The organism is Ruegeria sp. S263 (genome assembly GCF_056780525.1).
This window is the reverse complement of sequence record NZ_CM165558.1, coordinates 750,137-775,645: the sequence shown is the minus strand read 5'-3', so window position 1 is coordinate 775,645 and position 25,509 is coordinate 750,137. Positions and strand designations below refer to the sequence as shown.

The 25,509-nt window shown below is 58.8% G+C and carries 24 protein-coding genes and 1 pseudogene; 18 read left to right on the top strand and 7 right to left on the bottom strand.

All coding sequences use genetic code 11. The features are described 5' to 3' along the window. The first annotated feature begins 55 nt into the window (after nt 1–55). Nucleotides 56–940 (top strand): glutathione S-transferase, encoded by an 885-nt coding sequence (locus ACT2B1_RS03865; RefSeq protein WP_171239860.1) that lies wholly within the window; start codon nt 56–58, stop codon nt 938–940. A gap of 45 nt (nt 941–985) precedes the next feature. Next, nucleotides 986–2,406: pseudogene (locus ACT2B1_RS03860) on the top strand (YifB family Mg chelatase-like AAA ATPase). Here ACT2B1_RS03860 and gshB read toward each other — a convergent pair. From gshB to rsmI, 3 genes are all read right to left on the bottom strand, one after another. Then, the gene (gene gshB / locus ACT2B1_RS03855) at nt 2,403–3,335 is read right to left on the bottom strand and encodes a glutathione synthase (RefSeq protein WP_171239861.1); all 933 of its coding nucleotides are present in this window, start codon (nt 3,333–3,335) and stop codon (nt 2,403–2,405) included. The pseudogene ACT2B1_RS03860 and the gene gshB sit on opposite strands and share 4 nt — an antisense overlap. A 61-nt stretch (nt 3,336–3,396) precedes the next feature. After that, the gene (locus tag ACT2B1_RS03850) at nt 3,397–3,768 is read right to left on the bottom strand and encodes a YraN family protein (RefSeq protein ID WP_171239862.1); all 372 of its coding nucleotides are present in this window, start codon (nt 3,766–3,768) and stop codon (nt 3,397–3,399) included. A gap of 1 nt (nt 3,769) precedes the next feature. Then, the gene (gene rsmI, locus ACT2B1_RS03845) at nt 3,770–4,627 is read right to left on the bottom strand and encodes a 16S rRNA (cytidine(1402)-2'-O)-methyltransferase (RefSeq protein ID WP_171122506.1); all 858 of its coding nucleotides are present in this window, start codon (nt 4,625–4,627) and stop codon (nt 3,770–3,772) included. 88 nt (nt 4,628–4,715) lie between these two features. Between rsmI and ACT2B1_RS03840 the strand changes: the two genes are divergently transcribed. From ACT2B1_RS03840 to murJ, 3 genes are read left to right on the top strand one after another with little or no spacing between them, the layout of a single operon-like run. Next, complete coding sequence (locus tag ACT2B1_RS03840) at nt 4,716–5,888, top strand: penicillin-binding protein activator (protein WP_171211789.1); 1,173 nt, start codon at nt 4,716–4,718, stop codon at nt 5,886–5,888. Further along, the gene (locus ACT2B1_RS03835; RefSeq protein WP_171239864.1) at nt 5,848–8,667 is read left to right on the top strand and encodes a [protein-PII] uridylyltransferase; all 2,820 of its coding nucleotides are present in this window, start codon (nt 5,848–5,850) and stop codon (nt 8,665–8,667) included. The genes ACT2B1_RS03840 and ACT2B1_RS03835 overlap by 41 nt, the downstream gene beginning before the upstream one ends. After that, the gene (gene murJ, locus ACT2B1_RS03830) at nt 8,664–10,205 is read left to right on the top strand and encodes a murein biosynthesis integral membrane protein MurJ (RefSeq protein WP_171122512.1); all 1,542 of its coding nucleotides are present in this window, start codon (nt 8,664–8,666) and stop codon (nt 10,203–10,205) included. Before ACT2B1_RS03835 ends, murJ begins: the two co-directional genes overlap by 4 nt. Here the strand turns inward: murJ and ACT2B1_RS03825 are convergent, their stop codons facing one another. After that, a complete protein-coding gene (locus ACT2B1_RS03825; RefSeq protein ID WP_171122513.1) occupies nt 10,206–10,892 on the bottom strand; it encodes a rhomboid family intramembrane serine protease in 687 nt (228 codons plus the stop codon). A gap of 86 nt (nt 10,893–10,978) precedes the next feature. Between ACT2B1_RS03825 and trpS the strand changes: the two genes are divergently transcribed. The 13 genes from trpS to ACT2B1_RS03760 all read left to right on the top strand — a co-directional run bounded on the left by trpS (nt 10,979) and on the right by ACT2B1_RS03760 (nt 22,537). Further along, nucleotides 10,979–12,007: a tryptophan--tRNA ligase gene (trpS, locus tag ACT2B1_RS03820; protein WP_171239867.1), complete on the top strand. Its 1,029-nt coding sequence runs from the start codon at nt 10,979–10,981 to the stop codon at nt 12,005–12,007. Between the two features lie 59 nt (nt 12,008–12,066). Continuing rightward, nucleotides 12,067–12,930, top strand: a complete 864-nt coding sequence (locus ACT2B1_RS03815) for a branched-chain amino acid aminotransferase (protein WP_481668592.1) — start codon at nt 12,067–12,069, stop codon at nt 12,928–12,930. A gap of 60 nt (nt 12,931–12,990) precedes the next feature. Beyond that, nucleotides 12,991–13,446, top strand: a complete 456-nt coding sequence (locus ACT2B1_RS03810; protein ID WP_171122517.1) for a universal stress protein — start codon at nt 12,991–12,993, stop codon at nt 13,444–13,446. 9 nt (nt 13,447–13,455) lie between these two features. Continuing rightward, entirely contained in the window at nt 13,456–14,049 is a 594-nt protein-coding gene (locus ACT2B1_RS03805; protein WP_481668591.1) for a DsbA family protein, read from the top strand. A gap of 69 nt (nt 14,050–14,118) precedes the next feature. Next, nucleotides 14,119–14,682, top strand: a complete 564-nt coding sequence (locus ACT2B1_RS03800; protein ID WP_481668590.1) for a NifU family protein — start codon at nt 14,119–14,121, stop codon at nt 14,680–14,682. Then, nucleotides 14,672–15,259, top strand: a complete 588-nt coding sequence (gene tsaB / locus ACT2B1_RS03795) for a tRNA (adenosine(37)-N6)-threonylcarbamoyltransferase complex dimerization subunit type 1 TsaB (protein WP_171122523.1) — start codon at nt 14,672–14,674, stop codon at nt 15,257–15,259. Before ACT2B1_RS03800 ends, tsaB begins: the two co-directional genes overlap by 11 nt. After that, nucleotides 15,256–15,687 carry a GNAT family N-acetyltransferase gene (locus tag ACT2B1_RS03790; protein WP_171239872.1) on the top strand — a complete coding sequence of 144 codons (432 nt, stop codon included), beginning with the start codon at nt 15,256–15,258 and terminating at the stop codon, nt 15,685–15,687. The genes tsaB and ACT2B1_RS03790 overlap by 4 nt, the downstream gene beginning before the upstream one ends. Before the next feature lie 141 nt (nt 15,688–15,828). After that, nucleotides 15,829–16,827 (top strand): BMP family lipoprotein, encoded by a 999-nt coding sequence (locus tag ACT2B1_RS03785; protein WP_171124465.1) that lies wholly within the window; start codon nt 15,829–15,831, stop codon nt 16,825–16,827. 87 nt (nt 16,828–16,914) lie between these two features. Further along, nucleotides 16,915–18,444: an ABC transporter ATP-binding protein gene (locus ACT2B1_RS03780; protein WP_171211780.1), complete on the top strand. Its 1,530-nt coding sequence runs from the start codon at nt 16,915–16,917 to the stop codon at nt 18,442–18,444. Nucleotide 18,445: 1 nt separating this feature from the next. After that, a complete protein-coding gene (locus tag ACT2B1_RS03775; RefSeq protein ID WP_171122531.1) occupies nt 18,446–19,540 on the top strand; it encodes an ABC transporter permease in 1,095 nt (364 codons plus the stop codon). After that, nucleotides 19,540–20,508, top strand: a complete 969-nt coding sequence (locus ACT2B1_RS03770; RefSeq protein WP_481668589.1) for an ABC transporter permease — start codon at nt 19,540–19,542, stop codon at nt 20,506–20,508. The genes ACT2B1_RS03775 and ACT2B1_RS03770 overlap by 1 nt, the downstream gene beginning before the upstream one ends. A 338-nt stretch (nt 20,509–20,846) precedes the next feature. Next, nucleotides 20,847–21,767 (top strand): sulfite exporter TauE/SafE family protein, encoded by a 921-nt coding sequence (locus tag ACT2B1_RS03765; protein ID WP_171124458.1) that lies wholly within the window; start codon nt 20,847–20,849, stop codon nt 21,765–21,767. A 2-nt stretch (nt 21,768–21,769) separates the two neighbouring features. Continuing rightward, entirely contained in the window at nt 21,770–22,537 is a 768-nt protein-coding gene (locus ACT2B1_RS03760; protein WP_171122536.1) for a TIGR02186 family protein, read from the top strand. Between the two features lie 3 nt (nt 22,538–22,540). Here the strand turns inward: ACT2B1_RS03760 and ACT2B1_RS03755 are convergent, their stop codons facing one another. From ACT2B1_RS03755 to ACT2B1_RS03745, 3 genes are all read right to left on the bottom strand, one after another. Next, nucleotides 22,541–23,269 carry an SDR family oxidoreductase gene (locus tag ACT2B1_RS03755; RefSeq protein WP_481668588.1) on the bottom strand — a complete coding sequence of 243 codons (729 nt, stop codon included), beginning with the start codon at nt 23,267–23,269 and terminating at the stop codon, nt 22,541–22,543. After that, complete coding sequence (locus ACT2B1_RS03750) at nt 23,266–24,798, bottom strand: ATP-dependent DNA helicase (RefSeq protein ID WP_171124454.1); 1,533 nt, start codon at nt 24,796–24,798, stop codon at nt 23,266–23,268. Before ACT2B1_RS03750 ends, ACT2B1_RS03755 begins: the two co-directional genes overlap by 4 nt. Before the next feature lie 61 nt (nt 24,799–24,859). Next, on the bottom strand, nt 24,860–25,498 hold the full coding sequence (locus tag ACT2B1_RS03745; RefSeq protein ID WP_171124452.1) for an acyl-homoserine-lactone synthase: 639 nt from the start codon (nt 25,496–25,498) through the stop codon (nt 24,860–24,862). Between the last annotated feature and the right edge of the window lie 11 nt (nt 25,499–25,509).

Genomic DNA, 25,509 nt, shown 5'->3' with positions numbered 1-25,509 from the left:
ATACCCGCACAAATCACTGATTTACGGATAGGTTTTCACGCGCCATCCTGCGGTCATGACCTATGATCTGTTTATTGGGGACCGCCTGTTTTCCAGTTGGTCCATGCGCGGCTGGTTGATGCTGGAAAAGTTCGACCTGCCGTATCGAACGCATATGATCGGCCTTTATTCAGGCACAATGGCCGAAGATATGAAGCCACTTGCGCCAGCGCGCCTTGTACCTGCCCTGCGCCTGCCGGAAGGTACTGTTGTGGGAGAAAGCCTCGCCATGGCCGAAACGCTGGCCGAGCGGCACCCCGCGGCCGGACTATGGCCCAAAGACCCGTCAGCCCGTGCAACGGCGCGGTGGTTGTGCGCCGAAATGGTGGCCGGGTTCTCGGCGTTGCGCGGGGAATGCCCGATGCAGCTCAAACAGTGTTGGCAGGGGTACAAGCCGTCGTCAGAAACTCTGAACGATCTGGAACGGATCGAAACGCTCTGGCATCACGCGCGCGACGTGTCCGGTTCGACGAGCGGTCCGTTGTTCGGCACCTATTCTTTGGCGGATGTATTCTATACGCCGGTTGCAGCGCGCATCGTCGGGTACGGGCTGCCCGTGTCCGATGCCAATCGGCAGTATTGTCTGGACCTTCTTTCTGACCCAACCGTCCGGCAATGGCGCGCGATGGGGCTGACCGTGAATTATACGCCATTTCCCTATCCACAGGATCTTTCATCACGCCCTTGGCCTGTTGGTGGGCGCACTGATGCAAGAGCCGTTTCCGGAACCAATTCAATCAACAGCGCCTGCCCTTACTCTGGCAAACCGGTCACTCATGTTCTTGAGTTGAACGAACGGCTTTGGGGTTTCTGTAATGCGTTCTGCCGCGACAAAACTGTTGCAGACCCTGAAGCTTGGCCAAAATTCACCGCGATGGTAGCCGGCGTTAACGATTCCTAAACTGCCCGCGTGTCAGCAACGACCTGTTAACCAAAAAGGTCGTTCATGGTCGCCCGCTCACATACCGTCGCTTTCCAAGGGGTCGAGGCCCGCCCCGTCGAGGTGCAATGCGCTGTCTCGCCGGGCCTGCCCGCTTTTTCCATCGTCGGCCTGCCCGACAAGGCCGTGTCCGAGGCCCGCGACCGCGTCCGTAGCGCGCTCAGTTCCATGGCAATCGCGCTACCGTCGAAACGTATCACCATCAACCTGTCACCTGCCGACCTGCCGAAAGAGGGCAGCCATTTCGACCTGCCCATCGCCGTGGCGCTGCTGTCTGCGCTCGAGATCATCCCCCCGACGCCGCCGAAGACCGAGCACTGCTCTGCCCCAAAGCCTCCAGCGCCGAGGCCGCATGGGTCGACGCCACGCAGGTCATAGGGGCCGGATCGTTGGGGGATGTGGTGCGACATTTCTCAGGCCAGGCTCCGTTATCCGCCGCCCAACCCGGCGAGGTCAGCCTTGCACCCAGCGCCCGCGACCTGCGGGATGTGAAAGGACAGGAACGAGCCAAACGCGCGCTCGAGATCGCCGCCGCCGGGCGACATCACCTGATCATGATCGGCACGCCGGGGTCGGGGAAATCCATGCTGGCCGCACGTTTGCCCGGAAATCTGCCGCCGCTGACCCCGGCCGAGGCGCTGGAAACCTCGATGATCCAATCGCTTTGCGGCTTGCTGGACGAAGGCGGCATCAGCCGCACCCGTCCGTTTCGGGAACCGCACCACACCGCTTCGATGGCCGCAATCGTTGGCGGTGGAAAAGGCGCGAAACCGGGGGAAATTTCTCTGGCCCACAACGGTGTGCTGTTCATGGACGAATTCCCGGAATTCCCGCGCACAGTTCTGGAAACCCTGCGCCAACCGATCGAGACAGGCGAGGTCATGGTCGCCCGGGCCAATGCGCATGTGAAGTATCCCTGTCGTTTTATGCTGGTGGCCGCCGCCAACCCTTGCAAATGCGGTTATCTGACAGACCCCGCCCGCGCCTGTTCCCGCGCGCCGGTCTGTGGCGAGGATTATTTGGGCCGCATTTCGGGCCCACTGATGGATAGGTTTGATCTGCGCCTCGAAGTGCCGCCAGTCGGTCTTACCGATCTTGATCTGCCCCCATCCGGCGACAGTTCGGCCACTGTTGCCGCGCGCGTGGAATAGGCACGTGCTGTTCAGGCGCAGAGGTTCGAGGGCACATCGACCCGACAGAACGCGGATGTGGAAGGTGCCATTCTGGAAGAAATCGCAGCGCCAGACGCCGAAGGCAAAGAATTGCTGTTGAAGGCCGCTGAACGGTTTGGCCTATCCGCGCGCGCCTTTCACCGTATTTTGCGGGTGGCGCGCACGATTGCGGATCTGGACGGGGCACCGGATGTAAAACGGCCCCATGCGGCTGAGGCGCTGAGCTTTCGCGTCAGCGCACAAGCCGCGTCTTAGACCTTGGCCTCAATTGCCTGCCAGATTTTTTCAGCGATGTTGACGCCGTCAAACCGCTCCAGCTCCTGAATGCCGGTGGGCGAGGTCACGTTGATCTCGGTCAGGTAATCGCCGATCACGTCGATCCCAACAAAAATCTGGCCCTTTTCCTTCAGTAACGGCCCAATCGCGGCACAAATTTCAAGATCGCGCTCGGACAGGCCGATCTTTTCAGGACGCCCGCCGACATGCATGTTTGACCGGGTTTCGCCTGCCGCTGGTACACGGTTGATCGCGCCAACCGGTTCTCCATCCACCAAAATGACACGCTTGTCGCCATTGCTGACGTCAGGCAGGAACTTCTGAACAATCAGCGGCTCGCGCGAGAACCCGGTGAACAGTTCATGCAGCGACGTCAGATTGCGATCATTTGCATCCAACCGGAACACGCCCGCGCCACCGTTGCCGTAAAGTGGTTTTAGGATGATATCATCGTGCTTTTCCTTGAACGCCTTAATCGTCTGCAAATCCCGCGCGATGGTTGTGGGCGGGGTCAGGTCCGGGAAGTCCAGCACCAGCAGCTTTTCGGGATAGTTCCGCACCCAGAACGGATCGTTGACCACCAGCGTCTGCCCTTTGAGGCGATCCAGCAAATGCGTCGACGTGATGTAATGCATGTCGAACGGAGGGTCTTGCCGCAGCCAGACAACATCAAACTCGGCCAGATCAACCTCACGCTCGGGGCCCAGCTCGGCCGGGTTCCCGGCAATCCGCTGCACCGTCATGTCCTGACCGCGCGCCGTTATGCGACCTTCCTGATAGGCCAGTTGATCCGGCCCATAGAAAAACAGGGAATGGCCGCGCTTCTGTGCTTCTTCCGCAAGGCGGAAGGAACTGTCGGCATTGATATCCACGGCCCCGATCGGGTCCATCTGAAAGGCGATTTTCATGGCGTGTCCCTCAGTTTCACGCCAGATACATGGCCCAGCGCGCCCAAGGGTTCAATGGGTGTCAGTCCTGACCAAAGGCGTTTTCAATAATTTGAACAGCGCCCGAGGCATCCACCAGCGCCGCGTCGAACCGAACATTAGTGAGTTGACCACCCGGTTCATTCTCCAGAAATTGCGCGGCAGAGGCGCAAATGCGGCTCATCTGTCGGTGATTGATCCGAGCGGCAGCCATTTCAAAGCTTTGGCTTTTCTTGACCTCGACAAAAACCAGCCCTTTGGCGTCTCGGGCGATCAGGTCGATTTCCCCGCCCGCGCCACGCCAACGATGATGCAGGATGGTGAATCCGCGACGCTCGTAATCTGTCGCCACTCGCAATTCCGCAGCCTGCCCCGCGTGAAAAGACACAGAGCTTTGCACGGATCGCCTGGACATTTCATCCCTTTCCCAGCTTCAATGCCTTCTGGTAGATCGGTCGGCGCGGCAACTTGTACATTTCAGATACAAGGTCAGCGGCATCGCGCACCGAATGCGTCTCCAAGGCACGTTTCAATGCCTCTTCTACGTCAGATTCGTTAACGGTTTCCGAATGCCCGCGATCCACCAGCAGAACAATTTCGCCTTTGACGGTTTGCCCCGCGATCTCGGTTGCAAGCGTGCCCAGCGTGCCGCGCCGAACCTCTTCGAATTTCTTAGTCAACTCGCGACACATTGCGGCCTGCCTATCCCCTCCCAGAACATGTGCCAGATCCGCCAAAGATGCGGCCACACGTTTTGGCGATTCGTAGAACACCAGCGTTCCGGGCACATCCCTCAGCGCTTCGATCCGTGTTCGGCGTGCACCCGACGCGTTCGGCAGAAACCCTGCGAAAAAGAACGCGTCTGTCGGCAGGCCTGCAAGGGTCAGGGCCATCAACGCAGCAGACGGACCCGGTGCACAAGTCACCATATGGCCGGCCTCAGCCGCCTGTTTTCCCAGATCATAACCCGGATCGGCGATCAGCGGCATCCCGGCCTCGGACGCATAGACCACCGACTGACCGGCCTGCAGCGCGTCCAGTATCTTCCCCCGCGCACCTGCGCCGCTGTGATCGTGGTAGGCCAGTATCCGACGCCCGTCCAACGGAACTCCGTGGATCTCCATCAGCCGCCGCAGACTGCGCGTGTCCTCGGCCGCGATCATGTCTGCCGAAGCCAGCAGATCCAACGCCCTGAGCGTAATATCGCGCGCCGTTCCGATCGGAGTGGCAACAAAATACAGGCCCGCGCCCAATCTGACTTTTTGGTGATTCAAAGCTGGACCCTCACAGCGTGACGTTTATTATCGCGGCATAACAGACTTGCGGTACTCCAAGCCGCCGGGACAGGGAGTTTTCATTTAGATGTTTATCCATTGCAAGCCCGTTCGCAAACTGGCGAAAACCGCCGCCGTGCTGGCAACTGCCGCATTTCTGGCTGCCTGTGAGACAGGTAATCTGGGTGGTGGACCATCAATCAATACCTCCGCGCCTGTTCCTGTTGCCCTTCTGGTGCCCGCAGGTTCACCCCAGTCTGGTGACGCAGCATTGGCACGCAGCCTTGAAAACGCCGCGCGCCTTGCAATGGCCGACCTGCAAAACGTGACGATTGATCTGCGGGTCTACGATACACAAGGCAGTTCCAACACCGCCGCCGAGGTCGCACAGCGCGCTGTGGCAGACGGGGCGAAAATCATCCTTGGCCCCGTTTACGCGCAGGCGGCAAACTCTGCCGGGCTTGCTGTCCTAAACAATAACGTCAACGTGCTGTCTTTCTCGAACAATACCAGCATCGCGGGTGGAAATGTCTTTGTTCTGGGCCCGACGTTCCAGAATACGGCCAATCGCCTTGTGAACTTCGCCGGTACGCAGGGAAAAACCGGTGCCGTGATCGTCCACAGCAATGACGCCGCAGGTCAGCTTGGCCAGTCGGCGATCGCCAATGCGCTAAGCAGCAGCCGGGTTAACAACGCCGGTACGGTCGCATATGACCGCTCACAGCAAGGTGTCATCAACTCGGTACCCACGATCAAGGCCACGGTCGATGCGTCAGGCGCCGATTCCATCTTTTTGACCGCAACCACAGCGGGGGCATTGCCGCTGTATTCGCAATTGCTGCCCGAAGCTGGTGTTTCGCCTGCAACGACGCAGTTTATGGGTCTGACGCGCTGGGACATCCCCGCCCAGACGCTTGAGCTGCCGGGCGTGCAAGGCGGGTGGTTTGCGCTGCCCGATCCATCCAAGGCACAAGCCTATCGCCAGCGCTATAACAATACCTATGGCGAAGCGCCGCATCCGATCAGCGGCCTGGCCTATGACGGCATCGCGGCGATCGCTGCGTTGGTCAGCCAAGGTAAGTCGAATGCGCTGACAGCGTCGGCACTAACACAAAATGCCGGTTTCCAAGGTGTTGGCGGAATTTTCCGCCTACGCTCGGACGGTACGAACGAACGCGGTCTGGCTGTCGCCACGATCCAGAATAAACAGGTAGTAGTGATTGACTCCGCCCCACAAAGCTTCTCTGGCGCTGGCTTCTGATCGGCCCGCGCTGACCCTCGTTCCGCGCGGCGAACTGATATGCCCGGCTGATGACATATTCGACAGTAACTCTGTTATGGCGCAACTGTCGGAAGCCTTCAAAAAGACATCGGAAAACGCCGCACGGCGCAATGAAACCGTGCGAATACTGCGCGATGCCCAAAAAGCCGGACGTCAGGCCATTGCCGACGCATTTGCCAAACGTCCCTTCGATGCGCGTCCGCTCACCCGTTCTTATACCTACCTGACCGACGGTCTGGTCTGCACTGCCATGCAAGTGGCAAGCCTGGACCTGCATCCGCTGGCCACCCCGACGCAGGGTGAAAAGATTGCCGTACTGGCGGTGGGGGGATATGGGCGCGGTGAAATGGCCCCGGCATCAGACGTCGATCTTCTGTTCCTGACCCCCTACAAGATTACCGCCTGGGCCGAGAGCGTGATCGAGTCCATGCTCTATATCCTCTGGGACCTGCGGCTAAAGGTCGGGCACTCCTCACGCACCATCAAAGACTGCCTGCGGCTTGGCGGCGACGATTTCACGATTCGTACCGCGATGCTGGAACAGCGTTATCTGGCAGGTGACGAAACGCTTGCCGGCGATCTGACAAAACGGCTGCGCGAAGATCTATTCAAGGGCACCGAGCGTGCCTTCATCGAAGCCAAACTACAGGAACGTGACGAGCGACACATAAAGCAAGGCCAGCGCTACATGGTCGAGCCCAACGTGAAAGAAGGTAAAGGCGGGCTTCGGGATCTTCAGTCTTTGTATTGGATCGCCAAATACATCTACGGCGTACAGGATGTGGCCGAGTTGGTGCCCCTTGGTCTGTTCACGCCGGACGAATTCGCCACCTTTGTTCAGGCCGAGGATTTTCTGTGGGCAGTGCGTTCCCACCTGCATCTGGTGACGGGACGGGCCACTGAACAACTGACCTTCGATCTGCAGGTCGAAGTGGCCGATCGCATGGGGTACGAAGACAGGGCCGGACGCCGCGGCGTAGAAGTGTTCATGCAGCGCTATTTCCGCGAGGCCACGAAAGTCGGGGAACTGACGCGTATTTTCCTGACCAAACTGGAAGCAAGCCACATGAAAGGTGCGGCTTTGCTTGAACGTATTCTGCGTCGTCGCCCCCGGGTCAAACCCGGCTTTCGCGTCGTTCACGGTCGACTGAACGTCGCCGACCCGGATCAGTTCCTTGTCGACAAGCTGAACATGCTGCGCCTCTTTGAAGAGGGGTTGCGCACCGGAATGTTGATCCATCCCGACGCGATGCGACTGGTTACCGCGAACTTGCATCTGATCGACGAGGACATGCGCGAAAACAAGGAAGCCCAGCGCATTTTCCTTGATCTGATGCTGAAGCACGGAAACCCTGAACGGGCCTTGCGCCGAATGAACGAACTGGGGGTTCTGTCTGCTTTCCTGCCGGAATTCGAACACATCGTCGCAATGATGCAGTTCAACATGTATCACAGCTATACGGTGGATGAGCACACCATCCAGTGCATCGTAAACCTTGCCCAGATCGAGCGCGGTGAGTTGGTGGAATCCCTACCGCTGGCCTCGTCAATCCTGAAAGAGGGCATTAATCGCAAGGTCCTGTATGTGGCGCTGCTGTTGCATGACATTGCCAAGGGACGGCCCGAAGATCATTCTATCCTTGGCGCGCAGATTGCCCGCAAGGTCGCGCCCCGTTTGGGGCTGAACAAGAAGGATGCGGAAACCGTCGAATGGTTGGTGCGGTATCACCTGTTGATGTCCGACATGGCGCAAAAGCGCGATATTTCGGACCCGCGCACGGTAAGGGATTTTGCCAAGGCCGTGAAAACGGTTAAGCGGCTGGACCTGCTGACGGTTCTTACAGTCTGCGATATCCGCGGTGTGGGGCCGGATACCTGGAACAACTGGAAAGCAACTCTGCTGCGGGCCCTGCACGCCGAAACAAAGCGCGCACTTGAGACAGGAATGGAAGACCTTAACCGTGCCAATCGCGGTGCGGGTGCCAAGAAAGCGTTGCGCGCGAAACTGGCCGAATGGTCAAAGGGTGACCTGAAGACGGAAACTGCTCGGCACTATGACCCCTATTGGCAAGGTCTGCACCTTTCAACGCATGTCGAGTTCGCCGAGATGCTTAGGGACCTTGATCGCAACGGGGATTCAGGTGGGATGGAAATCCGCCTGCACCCGGACGAGGATCGTGATGCAACGCGTGCCTGTTTTGCCATGGGCGACCACCCGGGTATCTTTGCGCGAATTGCGGGGGCGCTGGCCTTGGTCGGAGCAAACGTGGTCGATGCACGCAGCTATACCACCAAGGACGGATATGTGACCGACGCGTTCTGGATTCAGGATGCCGAGGGACGCCCGTTCGAGTCCAGCCGACTGCCACGCCTGACGCAGATGATCCACAAAACGCTTAAGGGTGAAGTGGTCGCGCGCGATGCCCTGAAAACCCGCGACAAGATCAAGAAGCGTGAGCGCGCATTTAACGTGCCCACCCATATCATCTTCGACAATGACGGGTCCGAGATTTACACAATCATCGAAGTGGATACGCGCGACCGCCCCGGCCTACTGTATGATCTGGCCCGCACGCTGGCCGCCGCCAATGTCTATGTGGCAAACGCCGTGATCGCGACCTATGGCGAGCAGGTGGTCGATACCTTCTATGTCAAAGACATGTTCGGGCTGAAATACCACTCGGAAGGCAAACAGCGCACACTGGAGGCCAAGCTGCGCAAAGCCATCACCGAGGGCGCTAAGCGCGCAGCCTCATGAAGCAGATCCGGCTGTTTTCGGGCCTGTTCACGGTCGGGTTCTGGACCCTCACCAGTCGGATATTGGGATTTCTGCGTGAAATTCTGCTTACGGCCTATATCGGGCCGGGGCCAGTGATGGACGCGTTTGTCGCCGCATTTCGCCTGCCAAACATGTTCCGCCGATTTTTCGCCGAAGGTGCATTCAACGCCGCGTTTGTGCCGATGTTCTCGAAACGACTGGAGGGCGAAGAGGACGCGCAGGGCTTTGCACAGGATGCCTTCAACCTGCTTGCGGCGGCGGTGCTGGCACTGGTCGGGCTTGCAATGGTTTTCATGCCCGCTCTGGTCTGGGTAACGGCCGAAGGGTTTTACGGCGATGAACGGTTCGATCTGGCGGTCGACTACGGCTATGTGCTGTTCCCATACATCCTTTTCATGTCATTGGCCGCGTTGTTTTCGGGCGTTTTGAACGCTACAGGCCGGTTTGCGGCTGCTGCGGCCGCGCCGGTTCTTCTAAATGTCTTTGCCTGTGCCGCCCTGATCGCCGGGGCCATGTCCGGCGGGGAAGTGATCCGCTGGCTAATCGCCGTAATCCCGCTGGCCGGTATTGCGCAACTGGCGTTGGTCTGGGTCGCGACCGAGCGTGCCGGATTCCGCATTCGCCCCGGGCTACCAAAACTCAGCCCCGAGATGCGGCGGATGGTGCGCATCGCTGTTCCTGCGGCGCTCGCCATGGGGGTGACGCAGGTCAACCTTGTGGTGGGACAGCTTGTGGCGTCCAAGACGGAAAAGGCCGTTAGTTGGCTGTTTGCAGCCGACCGCCTGTACCAGTTGCCCTTGGGCGTCGTCGGCATCGCTGTTGGCATTGTCCTGCTGCCTGACCTGTCACGACGCCTGCGCGCCGATGACAAGGACGGCGCACGCAACGCGTTCTCGCGCGCGGGAGAGTTCACGCTGCTGCTGACGATCCCGTCGACCGTGGCTTTCGTGATCATTCCGAATCCGTTGGTTTCAGTCCTGTTCGAACGCGGTCAATTTAGCGCCGAAGACACGGCGGCGACGGCCCTTGCCGTCGCGATTTACGGAATTGGGCTGCCCGCCTTCATGCTGCAAAAGCTGCTGCAACCTTTGTTCTTTGCGCGCGAGGACACGCGGTCTCCCTTTCACTATGCGGTGGTCGCCATGATCATCAACGCTGGGCTGGCCTTTGGGCTGTATCCGGTGGTGGGATGGATTGCGCCTGCGATCGCGGCCTCGGTCGCAGGCTGGGCCATGGTCGGGCTGCTGATTATCGGGGCACGGCGCATGGGGGAAGAAGCCCGGTTTGACGACCGTTTCAAACATCGTGCGTGGCGCATCATGGCTGCGTCTGCCGGGATGGGCGTTGTGCTTTTCGCCGCCATTCACCTGATTGGCTGGGCGTTTCACGTACCCGGCTGGCGGTATCTTGCATTGATGCTGCTGATCTTGGTTGCCGCCGTCACGTATTTCTTTCTTGGTCACCTAATGGGCGCTTTCAAGGTGTCTGAGTTCAAGACAGCTTTGCGCCGGTCGTGATCAATCCCGCCGTATACGCCCCACGATCCGCGCCCAGCCACCCGGAGCCAGAAAGAACGACAGGCCAAAGCCGGTGGCAAACCCACCCAGATCAGCGACCCAATCCAGCGTTCCGCCAAATAGAAGGCCGAACAGCAACTGAATGCCCATCAACACCGCAATCAGGCTGAAGGCGCGCGACTGGTTCTCTCCGACCAGCGACAGCTTTCGCCACAAAATCCACGTGAACGCTCCAATCAGGCCGTAGACCGGGGGGAATCCTCCGACCAGCGGATATTGCGGATCAAGCGGCACGGCATAGATCAGTGCGCCGCCGATACCGGACAGCACAAAGATTACCAGCATCTGCACGCTGCCAAACACTTCGGCCACCATCTTTCCCATGGCCAACACAAAGACACAGACAAAGACGGCCTGGGTGAAATTGGCCGACACGAACGGATAGGTCACGAAACGGATCAGATGTTCGAAAGGCCACCGGCCATTCTCAACCATCCAGTCAAAGATGTCGGGCGAAAACGAATACTGCTGCAACGCGTCCAGCCGCCAGCCGATAGCAGACGGCCCTCCGACCAGCCCGCGTGAGCCCAGCATAAAGATCAGCTCGATCCCGAAGATGAACAGAACCAACGCCACCACAACGGGCGGCAGGGGGTTCACGGCTGGCGTATAATGCTCACTGCTCATTGGGCTGGCCTTTCGCGGCTGTTGACGTCCCTTGACCTCATGGGTAAGCGACGGGGGCTGATTTTTCCAGACGGGAGTTCCCTTCGATGACCGAAACCCAGTTCACACCGCGTGTGTTTTCCGGCATCCAGCCTTCGGGAAACCTGCACCTTGGTAACTATCTGGGTGCGCTCAAGCGTTTTGTGGATATGCAGGGCGAAGATTACGAGACCATCTATTGCATGGTCGACCTGCACGCGATCACCGTCTGGCAAGACCCCGCCCGTCTGCGTGAAAAAACCCGCGAGGTTTGCGCCGGTTTCATCGCCGCCGGGCTGGACCCCGAGAAATCTATCCTGTTCAACCAAAGTCAAGTGCCCGAGCACACGCAACTGGCGTGGATTTTCAACTGTATCGCTCGCATGGGCTGGATGCAGCGGATGACGCAGTTCAAGGACAAGGCGGGCAAGAACGCACAGAACGCTTCGCTTGGCCTGTTTGCTTATCCGGCGCTGATGGCGGCGGACATTCTGACTTACCACGCAACGCACGTGCCAGTGGGTGAGGATCAAAAGCAGCATCTGGAGCTGACCCGCGACATCGCGATCAAGTTCAACCATGACTATGGTGTCGAGTTCTTCCCAGTGACCGAGCCCGTGATCGGTGGCCCCGCGCCGCGCGTGATGAACCTGCGGGACGGGTCGCGTAAGATGTCGTCATCGGACCCGTCGGACATGACGCGGATCAACATGACTGATGACGCTGACGCCATTGCCAAGAAAATCCGCAAGGCCAAGACGGACCCGGATGCCCTGCCCTCAGAAGTTGAAGGCCTGTCGGAAAGACCCGAAGCGCGCAATCTGGTGAATATCTACGCGGCCCTCAGCGACCAAACCGCCGAGCAGGTTCTGGCCGAGGTTGGCGGCAAGCAGTTCGGAGAATTCAAGCCCATGCTGGCGGAATTGGCTGTGTCGAAACTGGCCCCGATCTCGTCCGAGATGGCGCGACTGATGGGTGAAGAGGCCGAGATTGATCGCATTTTGGCCAATGGCGCGGAAAAAGCACGCGCGATTGCCGCCCCGATCCTGCAGCAGACCTACGACATCGTGGGCATGGTCGGCGCAAAACAGGGCTGATTGCGCTGGACGTTGCCGTTGCGTCTTCCTAGGTTTGCCGCAAAGCTTGGGAGGGCGTCATGGCAGTCGGCAAAAACATCCGTACCTATTTCGAAGGTCAATGGCATGACGGGGACGCGCCGATCATGCGTGCGGCTGATCACGGTGCATGGCTGGGATCGTCAGTCTTTGACGGGGCGCGGTATTTCGATGGGCTGGCACCCGACCTTAAGGCCCATTGCGCCCGCGTGAACCGCTCGGCCGAGGCGCTGATGCTGACACCGACAGTGACGACAGATCAGATGGTCGAGATCGTGCGCGAAGGTCTTGAAAGCTATGCGCACGACTCTGCCGTTTATATCCGCCCGATGTACTGGGGCATCGACGGGGACGCGACCGCGATTGTGCCGCAGGAAAACAGCACCGGCTTTGCCATCTGTCTGGAAGAAATTCCGATGGCACCTGACACCGCCTCGGCCACGCTGGGATACACGCGCTTCCGCCGTCCGATTCTGGAATCAGCCGTTGTGAACGCCAAGGCGGGCTGCCTTTACCCGAACAATGCGCGGATGCTGCAAGAGGTCCGGTCCAAGGGCTTTGCAAATGCCCTGGTGGCTGACGCTCTTGGGCATGTAGCTGAAACCGCTACTGCTAATATCTTCATGGTTCGTGACGGCGAGGTCTTCACCCCCACCCCCAACGGCACTTTCCTTGCCGGTATCACGCGCGCGCGCCACATCGAAAACCTGCGTGCCGATGGTGTGACCGTGCGCGAATCCGTCCTGACCTTTGATGATTTCCATAAGGCTGATGAAGTCTTCATGACCGGCAACATGAGCAAGATCACCCCGGTCACGGCGCTGGAGGATACGCAATATCAGGTCGGGCCCATCGCCCGACGTGCGCGCGAGCTGTATTGGGATTGGGCGGCCAGCACGCGTTAGGCATCGGTTGCCAGCGCGCATCAGGTCGGGCATGATCGCCCGAAATGAATGAGGAAACCCATGCGTAAGTTCCTGGTCGTATTGGATGACAGCCGCGAATGCCTGAACGCGATGCGGTTTGCAGCGATGCGTGCGGCCCATACGGGCGGCGGTGTGACGATCCTATCGGTCATTCCCCCTGATGAATTCAACCATTGGATCGGTGTGGCCGAAGTGATGCGCGAGGAAGCCCGCGAACGTATCCACGCCCATTACGAGGTATTCGCGAAGTGGATGCGCGACAAACAGGGTGTCGACCCTGAACTGGCCATTCGAGAAGGCGAACCGGTGGCGCAGATCATAGAACATGTACAGTCCGACCCCGAGATCGGCGTGCTGGTGCTGGGCGCTGGTGTCGAAAAGAAAGGCCCCGGGCCATTGGTAACTCAACTCACCAAGAATTCTGGCAGCATGCCCATTCCGATCACGATTGTTCCCGGCGATCTAAGCAAGGAAAAGCTGGAAGAAATCACCTGAGGCCTAACCATGCCGCATAGCATTCAGTTCTGGTTCGAATACGCTTCGACCTATTCTTACCTCAGTGCGATGCGTGTCGAGGACGTCGCGACCAGCCACGGGGTCACTGTCGAATGGCAGCCTTTTCTGCTGGGGCCGATTTTCGCGTCGCAGGGTTGGGATAATTCTCCGTTCAACCTGTACCCGGCCAAGGGCCGCTACATGTGGCGCGACATGGAACGACTGACGGCGCAGCGAAACTTGCCCTTCCAAAAACCCAATCCATTTCCACAAAACGGCTTGAAGGCGGCGCGGCTTACGTTGGCCATCGAAGATCACGCGCAAAGAGCCGCGTTCAGCCGCGCAGTTTATTCGGCAGAGTTTGCAAACGGGCAAAACATCGCGGACGACGCTGTATTGCGCGCATGCCTTGCCGAAGCCGGATTATCGCAGGACCTGCTTGACAAGACGCAGGACCCCGCGGTCAAGGCCGCGCTTATAACACAGACAAAAACAGCGCAGGATAATGGGCTGTTTGGTGCCCCCAGCTTTCTGGTGGGCGGGGAACTGTTTTGGGGGGATGATCGGTTGGAGGATGCGGTCAGGTTTGCCCCCACAATTTAGAACGGTTCCAAATCTTGACTTCCTGCGCGCGGACCCGCATATCATGAGCAACGAAAACGGAGCCGCGCCATGTTCATCCAGACCGAATCCACGCCGAACCCTGCAACGCTGAAATTCCTGCCCGGCCAAACCGTGCTGGAGGTTGGCACCGCAGACTTTCCAACAGCGGAAGCGGCAGAAAAATCGCCTCTGGCGAGCCGTATCTTTACCGTTGATGGCGTGACTGGCGTTTTCTTTGGCAACGATTTCGTGACCGTCACCAAATCGGCTGACGTGCAGTGGGACCATATCAAACCGGCCATTCTTGGCGCGGTCATGCAGCACTATCAATCCGGCCAACCGGTCATGGCGTCGGACGCGACCACAGCTTCTGGCCATGCAGAACACACCGGTGAAGATGCTGAGGTTGTGAACCAGATAAAAGACCTTCTGGACAGCCGCGTTCGGCCTGCCGTGGCGCAAGATGGGGGCGACATTACCTTCCACGGATTTGACCGGGGCGTGGTCTATCTGCACATGCAAGGTGCCTGCGCGGGCTGCCCTTCCTCGACCCTGACGTTAAAAATGGGGATCGAGAACCTTCTGCGCCACTACATTCCCGAAGTGACCGAGGTTCGCCCAGTTGCCGTCTGAACCGGTTATTCTGGCTTTCGACACATCGGCCGCGCATTGCGCGGCCGCTTTGTTGCAGGGCGACCACATTGTCACGTCAAAGGTCGAAGCCATGACCCGCGGTCAGGCCGAACGCCTTATGCCATTACTGGAAGAGGTTCTTGCAGAAGCTGGGCGCACATGGGGTGATCTGTCCGCGATTGGCGTCGGGATCGGGCCGGGCAATTTCACTGGTATTCGGATTTCAGTTTCCGCTGCGCGCGGATTGGCCCTTGGTCTTGGGGTTCCTGCAGTTGGTGTGTCGGGCTTCGAGGCACTATGTGCGGATTTTCAGGACAGAATTCCGGCAATCCGCGCGCCGCGAGAACAGGTATATATCTCGACCCCGGAAACCGGTCCCACACTACAAACTCTGGAATCCGCAGAATCACTTGGCCCGCTGGCCTTCAATGATGACGCCGATCAACAGGTCCGGGCCATCGCACGCATCGCGGCGCATCGGTGGCGAACTGTGACTGAACCTCCGGCACCTCTTTACATAAGGTCGGCCGATGCCGCCCCTTCACGGGACGTTCCACCGGCATTGCTGGACGAATGACACCGGAAGAGCTGGCCGAAACTCATGCGGCGGCGTTCACGCAATCCCGCCCGTGGACGGCTGCCGAATTTGCCGACCTGCTGTCAAACCGGTTCACGCATGTCGTTGGAAATTCAAAATCTTTCGCTCTGTTTCAGGTGATCGCGGACGAAGCGGAATTGATCACCATTGCAACGCACCCCACACTTCAGCGTCAGGGGCTGGCAAAACTGCGTATGAACGAATGGCACACCAAAGCCAAAAATTTAGGCGCATCCCGTTCGTTTCTGGAAGTGGCCAAGAACAACTCTCCTGCGATCGCTCTTTATGAGCAGATCGGATACCGCCCCTGCGGGTTGCGCAAAGGGTATTACCAGCAGGAAAACAATAATAAAATTGATGCCGTTGTCATGGAATTCACCCTGACCCGACATCAGGCAGCGAATTAATTCGACCAGATGGTCAAAAATCTGTTGACCACGGCTGTTGCAAACGTCCTTAATTCCCGCCATCACAAGAGTTATGCTCGCTCATAGTGGGTAAACGGGGCTATTTTGGCTCCGACCGACAATAACAAACGGGAGTATGAAATGAGCCTGATGAAATCCTTGATGGGCGCTGCCGCCGCCGTCGCTCTGACTGCGGGTGCCGCATTGGCCGAACCGGCCCTGATCTTTGACCTGGGTGGCAAGTTCGACAAGTCGTTCAACGAAGCCGCACATAACGGCGCACAGCGTTGGGCCAACAAGACCGGCGGCACATACCGCGAGATTGAGCTTCAGTCCGAAGCGCAGCGCGAACAGGCCCTGCGCCGCTTTGCCGAAGCAGGCGCGAACCCGATCATCACCATGGGCTTTGCGATGGCCGACCCGCTTGCCGCCGTTGCAGGTGACTATCCGGACACCAAGTTCGTCGCTGTTGACGTGAACTGGCTGGATGCACCGAATATTCGTCAGGTCAGCTTTGCCGAGCATGAAGGCTCTTATCTGGTTGGCATGATGGCGGCCATGGCGTCTGAATCCGGGACTGTTGGTTTCATCGGTGGCATGGATATCCCGCTGATCCGTCACTTTGGCTGCGGCTACGCGCAAGGTGCCAAGGCAGTGAATCCTGATATCGAAGTGGTTGCCAACATGACCGGCACCACCCCTGCCGCATGGAACGACCCGGTGAAGGGCTCGGAACTGACCAAGGCGCAGATCAGCCAGGGTGCTGACGTGATCTATGCAGCCGCAGGCGGCACCGGCGTGGGTGTTCTGCAAACCGCTGCCGACGAAGGCATCCTGTCGATCGGCGTTGACAGCAACCAGAACCACCTGCACCCGGGCAAGGTTCTAACTTCGATGCTGAAACGTGTGGACGTTGCGGTTTATGACGCAATGACCGCAGGCGAAAACGTCGAAACCGGCGTGTTCACCATGGGTCTTGCCGAAGACGGTGTTGGCGTTGCCATGGACGACAACAACAAGGAACTGGTCTCGGCACAGATGGCCGATGCTGTCGAAGCCGCGCGCAAGGGCATCATTGATGGCGACATCAATGTGGTTGCGTACTACGAGAACGACACCTGCCCGGCACTGCAGTTCTGATATCGCGCGAGGCGGGGGCTGACCTCCGCCTTGCACCCATTTTGCCGCGTTGTGCATCGCGGCCGTTCGGCAACCCAAGGACAAGACATGACCGTCCCCGCCATTGAGCTCAAAGGGATTTCCAAAGCCTTTGGGCCGGTTCAGGCCAATAAAGACATCTCGATCAGCGTTGCCCCCGGTACGATCCATGGGATCATCGGTGAAAACGGTGCGGGCAAATCCACGCTGATGAGCATCCTCTACGGCTTTTACAAAGCCGATAAGGGCGAGATCTGGATCAACGGTACCAAAACCGACATCCCAGACAGTCAGGCAGCGATCGCAGCCGGCATCGGGATGGTGTTCCAGCATTTCAAGCTGGTGGAAAACTTCACCGTTCTGGAAAACATCGTTCTGGGCGCCGAAGACGGCGGGCTGTTGGCCCCGTCGCTGTCAAAGGCGCGTAAGGAACTGAAAGCGCTTGAAGAAGAGTATGAACTGTTCGTGGACCCTGACAAACGCATCGACGAGATCGGTGTGGGGATGCAGCAGCGTGTGGAAATCCTTAAGGCGCTGTATCGTCGGGCTGAAATTCTGATCCTGGATGAGCCTACGGGTGTGTTGACGCCGGCCGAAGCGGATCAATTGTTCCGCATTCTGGACCGCCTGCGTGCCGAGGGTAAAACCATTATCCTGATCACCCACAAGCTGCGCGAGATTATGGAGGCCACAGACACCGTTTCCGTGATGCGGCGCGGCCAGATGACGGCAACCGTCAAAACGGCCGAGACCAACCCACAGGAACTGGCCGAGCTGATGGTGGGCCGCAAGGTCCTGTTGCAGGTCGACAAGGTGCCCGCTCAACCGGGCAAACCCATTCTGGAAATCGAAAACCTGCGGGTCGTCGATGAGGCCGGTGTCGAACGCGTCAAGGGCATTGACCTGACCGTACGCGCAGGCGAGATCGTGGGCATCGCGGGTGTCGCCGGAAATGGCCAGTCCGAGTTGCTGGAGGTATTGGGCGGAATGCGCCCCGGCCTTGGTTCGATCAAGCTGAATGGCTCTCCTCTGGCGCTGAGTGGTGCTGGATCGGACGGGCAGGCCCGGCGCGCCCAACACATCGCCCATGTGCCCGAGGACCGTCAGCGCGAAGGTCTGATCATGGACTTCCACGCGTGGGAAAACGTGGCGTTCGGCTATCACCGGGACCCGGCGTATAAGCGCGGCATCTTCATGGATAACGCCGCCCTGCGCGCAGACACCGAGCGTAAGATCGAAAAATTTGACGTCCGGCCGCCAGATGGGTGGCTGGCCGCCAAGAATTTTTCGGGTGGTAACCAGCAAAAGATCGTCGTGGCCCGCGAAATCGAGCGCAACCCCGACCTGTTGCTGGTCGGTCAGCCCACGCGCGGCGTGGATATCGGCGCGATCGAGTTCATTCACAAACAGATTGTCGCCCTGCGTGATCAAGGAAAAGCAATCCTGCTGGTTTCTGTCGAACTGGAAGAGATATTCTCGCTGTCCGACCGGATCGCTGTGATGTTCGACGGACATATCATGGGTGAGCGTCTGCCCCATGAAACGGACGAAAAAGAACTGGGCCTGCTGATGGCCGGTGTTGCGGGAGAGGCCGCGTAATATGGATAAAATGCCCAAATGGGCCGACGTCATCCTGATCCCGCTGATCAGTCTGATATTGGCCGCAATCCTGTCGGCGCTGGTCATCCTCGCCATCGGAGAAAACCCTCTCGAGGCTGTAAACCTGATGGTCACCGGCGCGCTGGGGTCCACCTATGGCTGGGGCTACACCCTGTATTACGCGACCAACTTCATGTTCACCGGGTTGGCGGTGGCTGTCGCCTTTCACGCCCGGATGTTCAATATCGGCGGCGAAGGACAGGCCATGTTGGGCGGGCTGGGTGTTGCCATGGTCTGTCTGTATATTGACTGGCCACATTGGAGCATCGCGTTGCTGGCCGCATGTGTCGGCTCGGCGCTGTTTGGCGCGATGTGGGCTGCAATTCCGGCCTATCTGCAGGCAAAGCGTGGCAGCCATATCGTGATCACCACGATCATGTTCAATTTCATAGCCGCTGCGTTTCTGAACTATATGCTGGTCAACGTGATGCGTCCGCAGGGCTCGCAAGACCCCGCGACGGCACGCTTCCCCGAAACTGTGCATCTTCCGACGTTCCAGTCGATGTTCTCGACCGCAGAGAATGCCCTGTTCCGCGGCGCGCCTGCGAATATCTCGTTCTTTGTGGCTTTGCTGGCCTGTGTCGTGGTCTGGGCGCTGATCTGGCGCACTCGGCTGGGATACGAAATCCGCGCCTACGGCCATTCCGAAACCGGTGCTGTTTATGCCGGGATTTCACCCGTGCGTATCACCATCATCGCGATGCTGATTTCGGGCGCGCTGGCCGGCATGATGGCCATCAACAACGTAATGGGCGAGGCTGAACGGCTGGTTCTGAACTCGACCGAGGGCGCAGGCTTCATCGGGATCGCTGTGGCTCTGATGGGTCGATCTCATCCGTTTGGCGTGTTCCTTGCCGCGCTCCTGTTCGGCTTTCTGTATCAGGGCGGCGCGGAACTGGCGTTGTGGACCTCGATCCCGCGTGAGCTGATTGTGGTCATTCAGGCCCTTGTGATCCTGTTCACCGGAGCACTGGACAACATGGTTCGGATGCCGCTTGAAAAGCTGTTCCTCAGCCTGCGGAAAGGAGCACAGTGATGGAGTTCTTTGTAACGCTCATCCAGGTCCTTGATTCCGCCATCCGTCTGGCGACTCCCTTGCTGCTGGCATGTCTGGCAGGGCTTTATTCAGAGCGGGCGGGTATTTTTGACATCGGTCTGGAAGGCAAGATGCTGATGGCGGCCTTCTTCTCGGCTGCGGTGGCTGCTGTGACCGGTTCGGTCTGGCTGGGCCTTCTGGCAGGTATCGGGGCTTCGCTGATCCTGTCGGCGCTGCACGGCGTGGCATCTATCACGTTCCGGGGCAATCAGCTTATTTCGGGGGTCGCCATCAACTTTCTGGCGTCGGGGCTGACTGTCCTAATCGCTCAAAGCTGGTTTCAGCAGGGCGGCCGCACCCCGTCGCTGTTTGGCGGCGGCCGTTTTGAGCCGATCAATTTCCCCTTCGCAGACGCCCTGAGCGGCGTTCCCATTATCGGACCTATCTATTCCGAATTGCTGTCGGGGCACTCCATTCTTGTCTACGTGGCGTTCCTGTTGGTTCCTGCGACATGGTGGATTCTGTATCGCACCCGCTTTGGCCTGCGCCTGCGCGCTGTGGGTGAAAATCCTGCAGCGGTGGATACGGCCGGCGTTTCCGTTGTTGGCCTTCGGTTCGCAGCCGTCGCGATCTGCGGCGTTTTGTGTGGTATTGCCGGAGCGTATCTGGCCACCGCCCTACAGGCCGGGTTCGTCAAAGAGATGACAGCCGGGCGCGGCTTTATCGCACTGGCTGCGTTGATCTTTGCAAAATGGCGCCCGTGGCACGCGATGTGGGCCTGCCTGTTGTTCGGCCTGCTGCAGGCCGTGGCGTTGCGGTTCCAGAATATCGACCTTGGCGGTGTTGTCATTCCGGTTCAGGTCATGGACGCCCTGCCCTATATCCTGACCGTAGTCATTCTGGCCGGGTTTGTGGGCAAAGCAATCCCACCGCGCGCAGGTGGCGAGCCTTATGTGAAAGAGCGCTGATAAGTCCAGATATGGACATGTTTCAGTCCTGTTCGCTGCAGAGCGGCATGCAGAGTTGATTTTGCATGCCGCAAAGGTTCTAAAGAGGTATGCGCGTGTTTCCTGTGATATCCGACCTCGAACAAAGACCCACCGGGGATCCGGGCGCACTGGAACACAATTGGGAAGCGGCGGCATCTCAATTCCCTTTGCTCAACCCGGGTGTTTTGATCGGACGGATCACAGCCGGGTCGCCAAGCTTTTTCACTGCCTCCGAACGCGTTAATGCGCAACCACGTCACTTTTTGCCGGACCGTATCGCAGCGTGCGATGCATCCAGCCTCAACCGTTAAATAGTCATGCAGATTTATCTACCAATCGCCGAAGTCTCTGTGAACGCCTTTCTGTTGCTGGGGCTGGGCGGGATGGTTGGCATCCTGTCGGGCATGTTTGGTGTCGGCGGCGGCTTTCTAATGACGCCGCTGTTGTTTTTTATCGGTATTCCCCCGGCCGTGGCCGTGGCGACCGAAGCCAACCAGATCGTCGCCTCTTCGTTTTCCGGCGTTCTGGCGCATTTCCGACGACGAACTGTCGACTTCAAAATGGGCACGGTCCTTCTGACAGGGGGGTTGATCGGTGCGGCGCTTGGGGTAGTCGTCTTTAACTATCTCAAAAGTCTGGGCCAGGTCGATCTGCTGGTAACGCTGTGCTATGTCGTCTTTCTTGGGGTCGTGGGCAGCCTGATGTTCGTCGAGAGCCTGAACGCATTGCGCAAATCAAAGAAGGGCGGCGGTGCCCCTGCCCCCCGGCGGCAGCGCGGCTGGGTTCACGCGATGCCGTTCAAGATGCGTTTCCGCACCTCGGGCCTGTATATCTCGGTCATCCCGCCTATGCTGGTCGGCCTTTGCGTCGGCGTTCTGTCCGCGATCATGGGAGTTGGCGGCGGATTTATCATGGTTCCTGCGATGATCTATCTGCTGGGGATGCCCACAAAGGTCGTTGTCGGAACTTCGCTATTCCAGATCATCTTTGTGACTGGCTTTACCACAATGCTACATGCGACCACCAACTATACGGTGGATATCGTACTGGCCGTCCTGCTTTTGGTCGGCGGGGTTGTCGGCGCGCAGATCGGAACAGTGATCGGATCACGGATGCCCGCGGAACAGTTGCGCGTACTTCTGGCGGCGTTGGTTTTGGTTGTTTGCGGCAAACTGGCCCTGGACTTGCTGATCGAACCCTCCGAGCTTTACTCGCTTGGCACGGAAGGGGGGCACTGATCATGCTGAAACGCTTGATCCTGCTTTTTGCGTTATGCGTCACCCCTGCCCTTGCCGAGGATGAGCAGGTCGTGCTTGGCCTTAGTCATGACCGCGTGGCCATCACTGCCACATTCGATGGTTCTGAAATCCTGATCTTTGGCGCGGTCAAGCGTGAAACTCCCATCCCCTCGGGCCCACCGCTGGAGGTCATTGTGGCCGTTGCTGGCCCCTCGAGCCCTGTCATGGTTAGACGCAAGGAACGCAAGCTGGGGATTTGGGTAAATACCGACAGCGTCCTGGTGGACCTTGCGCCCAGCTTTTATGCCGTTGCGACCAGTTCACCGCTGGATGACATTCTGTCGGATACCGAGGATCTGCGGTACAGAATTTCAATTGAACGCGCCATCCGTTCCGTTGGTGCAGCGATGCATATCCGAAGCGCACAGGACTTTGCCGATGCCGTCGTCCGCATTCGCGAAGATGAAGGGCTTTACTCGATCCGTGAAGATACAGTGGCCGTGGACGAACAAACCCTGTTTCGAACCTCGATCGCCATGCCCGCCGACTTGACCGAAGGCGACTATACCGCGCGCATTTTCCTTACCCGGGACGGCAGCGTGATTTCACAGTTCGAAACCACGATCGACGTTCGCAAAGTCGGTCTGGAGCGGTTCCTTTACAACATGTCCCGTCAGCAACCGGTTTGGTACGGGCTGATGTCTCTGGTAATAGCCATTGCTGCGGGCTGGGGCGCGTCCACCGCTTTCCGTTTACTGCGCGAGAACTAAAGGCTACCCGCGACCGATATAGGGCATGGTTGTCGCCATCACGGTCATGAACTGGACATTGGCCTCAGCCGGCAAGGACGCCATGTGAAGCACGGACTGGGCCGCATCCTCAACCGCCATGGTTGGATCGGGCTGCTCACCCGCCGCAATCGCATTGTCGACCAATCCCTGAACCATCTGCGTCCGCGCGTTGCCGATATCAATCTGGCCGCAGGCAATCCCGAAGTCGCGCCCATCCAAGGACAGACTACGGGTCAAACCGGTGATTGCATGTTTCGTCGCTGAATAGTGGACCGAGTTCGGGCGCGGCACATGCGCTGCAATCGAACCGTTATTGATGATCCGCCCACCCTGCGGGGATTGGTGCCGCATGATCCGAAACGCTTCGCGTGCTGACAGGAACATCCCATTCAGGTTGACGTTAACGCTTTGGTACCAATCCTCCAGCGCGATTTCGTCAATCGTGCCGCCGGGTGCAAAAATTCCCGCGTTGTTGAACAGCACATCCAATCGTCCGGCCTTGTCCAGAAAGCTGTTGAACGCGCCCGAGACCGCCTTGGGCTCTGTCACATCCGCCGGCAAGGGAACAGCGTTAGATCGGCCACTGGACATCGCCGCCAAAGTGTCCGCGCTGCGCGCCAAAAGCCCAACGGTCCATCCCTCATCCAGAAAAAGCTCGGCCGTCGCGCGCCCAATGCCCGCGCTGGCCCCAGTGACTATGATCGTCTTCATGTTTCTTCTGCCTCCAACGTCAGCGAGGCCGCCGGATGCGCACGCAGATCATCCACCAGCAGCGGGTGGGTGGGTTTGGCCAAGCGGTTGCGCACCACCCAGATCAACCTCTCTTGCGCGCGGGTGATGGCCACATAGGCCAACCGCTTCCACAACGGCTGCCCGGCCTCTGTCCGGCCCATCCGGGCGGCTGCATAAATGTCCGGGGCAAAGACCTGAACCGTGTCCCACTGCGACCCCTGCGCCTTGTGGATCGTCACGGCGGCCCCATGCAGAAAGGTTGCGCCCATTCGCGCGGCATAGGGGATAAAGGGCTCTTCCTCATCCGGCATCTCAATTTTCACAATCGACGCAGCGCTGACCTGCGGGTCTTCGGCCCCCATGACGTGCAACCGGGAAAACCCCGGTTTACGTCCCGGCCCCAGATAGATGACCTGAGCACCCTTGATCAGCCCGCGCGCCTCAAGGTCCAGACGCTTTTTGCGATGTTTCAAGGGCAGCTCAATCCCATCGCAAATCAACGGCTCACCCTCCAACAACTCGGTGTCGGGGGCGCCGTGGACGTGCCGGAACGCCTGAATCAGACGGATACGCGTCGCATTGCGCCAGACCAGAACGGGGCTGCGAGCCATCAGATCAACTTCGACTCTTTGTCCCCAGACTACACGCTCATCCTTTTGGGCGGTCTGTTCGACCAGCCGTTCGAAATCTTCGAAACCCATCTGCGGGTCTGCCAGCGCATGAGCGAGGTCCAGAATAGGGTTATCCGCAGTCTGTCTGTGTACCCGGTGCAAAATCTGCTTACGTGGCTCGGGCAATGCGTCAAACACCATGCTGCCGGATTGATTGACCGGGGCCAACTGGGCGGGGTCGCCAAAAAGCAACAGCGTTGGGAAAATCTCTTGCAAATCCTCGAACTGGCGATCATCCAGCATCGAGGCCTCGTCCACGAACCCGATATCAAGAGGTTCATCCCGACGTTTCCAACCCGTTATGAAATCGGACCCGCGCAACCCCGCGGCTGCCAAAGCGCCGGGGATGGATTTGTTGTTCTGGTAGAACGCAGCCGCGCGGTCCAGCGCTTCGTCCGTCAGCCCTTCGATCTCGGGCTGCTCATCGTTGCCCGCCAGCCATTCGGCGATGCGTTCGTATTCCGGGTCATATACTGGCGTATAAAGGATACGATGGATCGTTGTCGCGGGCACCCCGCGCAGGCGCAACACACTTGCTGCCTTGTTGGTCGGCGCAAGGATGGCCAAGCTGCGCTTTTCGCGGGCCTTGCGGCTTTCGAAATCGCCCGAGACAACCTGAACGCCCGTTTCTGCAAGGGCCTTGTAAAGCTCGGCCAGCAAAAGGGTCTTCCCGGATCCCGCCTTACCGATAACCGCCATGACACCGGATTTCCCGTTGCCCGGAAGCTTCAGCAGGGCGTCGTCATCCAGATCAACTCCGGCGGATTTGAGCATCTCGGCAATGCTGTCATAGGCGGCGGCCTGATCATCAGAGAAGGTCACGGGGGGCAAAGACATGGCGCGACCCTACAGGGCCACGCCAGCTATCACCAGATACGGAATTACGTTTTCGCGTGCTTCAGGCTGACAAGGAAAATCGGTGTTGCCGCCCGGTCCCGAACGCGGTCTTGAACCACAGCCGAGACAATTCCCGCGGGATACCCGCGCGCTCTGCAACCCGATAGCAGTCTTCAGCCGAATAGGGCCAAAGCCCCACGGAAATCTGGTCACGGCCTTTACCTTCGGAGCCTAAAACGTTCGGCGATGACCCGATAAGGCGATAGATCCGAATCATCCGCGCATCAAAAACACCCGCGATGTGAGTCAGGCCGAACCCTTCCATGATTTCACCCCCGCTCAACATGATTGCCCCAGCGGTATGAGGGCTAGCCGTGCGAGACAGGCAAAAGCGAGTCACCTCCCAGATCACGGGGCTGTTGATCGGCTCACCCCCTGTCAGATGTCCGAAAACCTCATTCACCATGACGCGGCCCGTTGTCGGCAGAACCCGCATGGACCCGCCATGGCTGCCGTCCTCCTCCTCCCAGATGACATAGAGCGGGTTCAGATCATCGTATTGATCCCGCTCCTCTCCGTTTTCATTGACGTAAACATCCCAGCCCAGCCGGGTTTTGAACTGATCCGCGCGATCGCGGAACATTCCGTCGGCCAGCTTCGGAAACTTGTGCAATTCATCTGCGAACAAATAGCGCAACATGACTTTTTCCC

Bases quoted from the DNA above. Each gene is read 5' to 3' on its own strand.
- ACT2B1_RS03865 (WP_171239860.1), top strand. From the start codon at position 56: ATGACCTATGATCTGTTTATTGGGGACCGCCTGTTTTCCAGTTGGTCC.
- gshB (WP_171239861.1), bottom strand. From the start codon at position 3,335: ATGAAAATCGCCTTTCAGATGGACCCGATCGGGGCCGTGGATATCAAT.
- ACT2B1_RS03850 (WP_171239862.1), bottom strand. From the start codon at position 3,768: ATGTCCAGGCGATCCGTGCAAAGCTCTGTGTCTTTTCACGCGGGGCAG.
- ACT2B1_RS03840 (WP_171211789.1), top strand. From the start codon at position 4,716: ATGTTTATCCATTGCAAGCCCGTTCGCAAACTGGCGAAAACCGCCGCC.
- murJ (WP_171122512.1), top strand. From the start codon at position 8,664: ATGAAGCAGATCCGGCTGTTTTCGGGCCTGTTCACGGTCGGGTTCTGG.
- ACT2B1_RS03825 (WP_171122513.1), bottom strand. From the start codon at position 10,892: ATGAGCAGTGAGCATTATACGCCAGCCGTGAACCCCCTGCCGCCCGTT.
- trpS (WP_171239867.1), top strand. From the start codon at position 10,979: ATGACCGAAACCCAGTTCACACCGCGTGTGTTTTCCGGCATCCAGCCT.
- ACT2B1_RS03815 (WP_481668592.1), top strand. From the start codon at position 12,067: ATGGCAGTCGGCAAAAACATCCGTACCTATTTCGAAGGTCAATGGCAT.
- ACT2B1_RS03810 (WP_171122517.1), top strand. From the start codon at position 12,991: ATGCGTAAGTTCCTGGTCGTATTGGATGACAGCCGCGAATGCCTGAAC.
- ACT2B1_RS03805 (WP_481668591.1), top strand. From the start codon at position 13,456: ATGCCGCATAGCATTCAGTTCTGGTTCGAATACGCTTCGACCTATTCT.
- ACT2B1_RS03800 (WP_481668590.1), top strand. From the start codon at position 14,119: ATGTTCATCCAGACCGAATCCACGCCGAACCCTGCAACGCTGAAATTC.
- ACT2B1_RS03790 (WP_171239872.1), top strand. From the start codon at position 15,256: ATGACACCGGAAGAGCTGGCCGAAACTCATGCGGCGGCGTTCACGCAA.
- ACT2B1_RS03785 (WP_171124465.1), top strand. From the start codon at position 15,829: ATGAGCCTGATGAAATCCTTGATGGGCGCTGCCGCCGCCGTCGCTCTG.
- ACT2B1_RS03780 (WP_171211780.1), top strand. From the start codon at position 16,915: ATGACCGTCCCCGCCATTGAGCTCAAAGGGATTTCCAAAGCCTTTGGG.
- ACT2B1_RS03775 (WP_171122531.1), top strand. From the start codon at position 18,446: ATGGATAAAATGCCCAAATGGGCCGACGTCATCCTGATCCCGCTGATC.
- ACT2B1_RS03770 (WP_481668589.1), top strand. From the start codon at position 19,540: ATGGAGTTCTTTGTAACGCTCATCCAGGTCCTTGATTCCGCCATCCGT.
- ACT2B1_RS03765 (WP_171124458.1), top strand. From the start codon at position 20,847: ATGCAGATTTATCTACCAATCGCCGAAGTCTCTGTGAACGCCTTTCTG.
- ACT2B1_RS03760 (WP_171122536.1), top strand. From the start codon at position 21,770: ATGCTGAAACGCTTGATCCTGCTTTTTGCGTTATGCGTCACCCCTGCC.
- ACT2B1_RS03755 (WP_481668588.1), bottom strand. From the start codon at position 23,269: ATGAAGACGATCATAGTCACTGGGGCCAGCGCGGGCATTGGGCGCGCG.
- ACT2B1_RS03750 (WP_171124454.1), bottom strand. From the start codon at position 24,798: ATGTCTTTGCCCCCCGTGACCTTCTCTGATGATCAGGCCGCCGCCTAT.
- ACT2B1_RS03745 (WP_171124452.1), bottom strand. From the start codon at position 25,498: ATGTTGCGCTATTTGTTCGCAGATGAATTGCACAAGTTTCCGAAGCTG.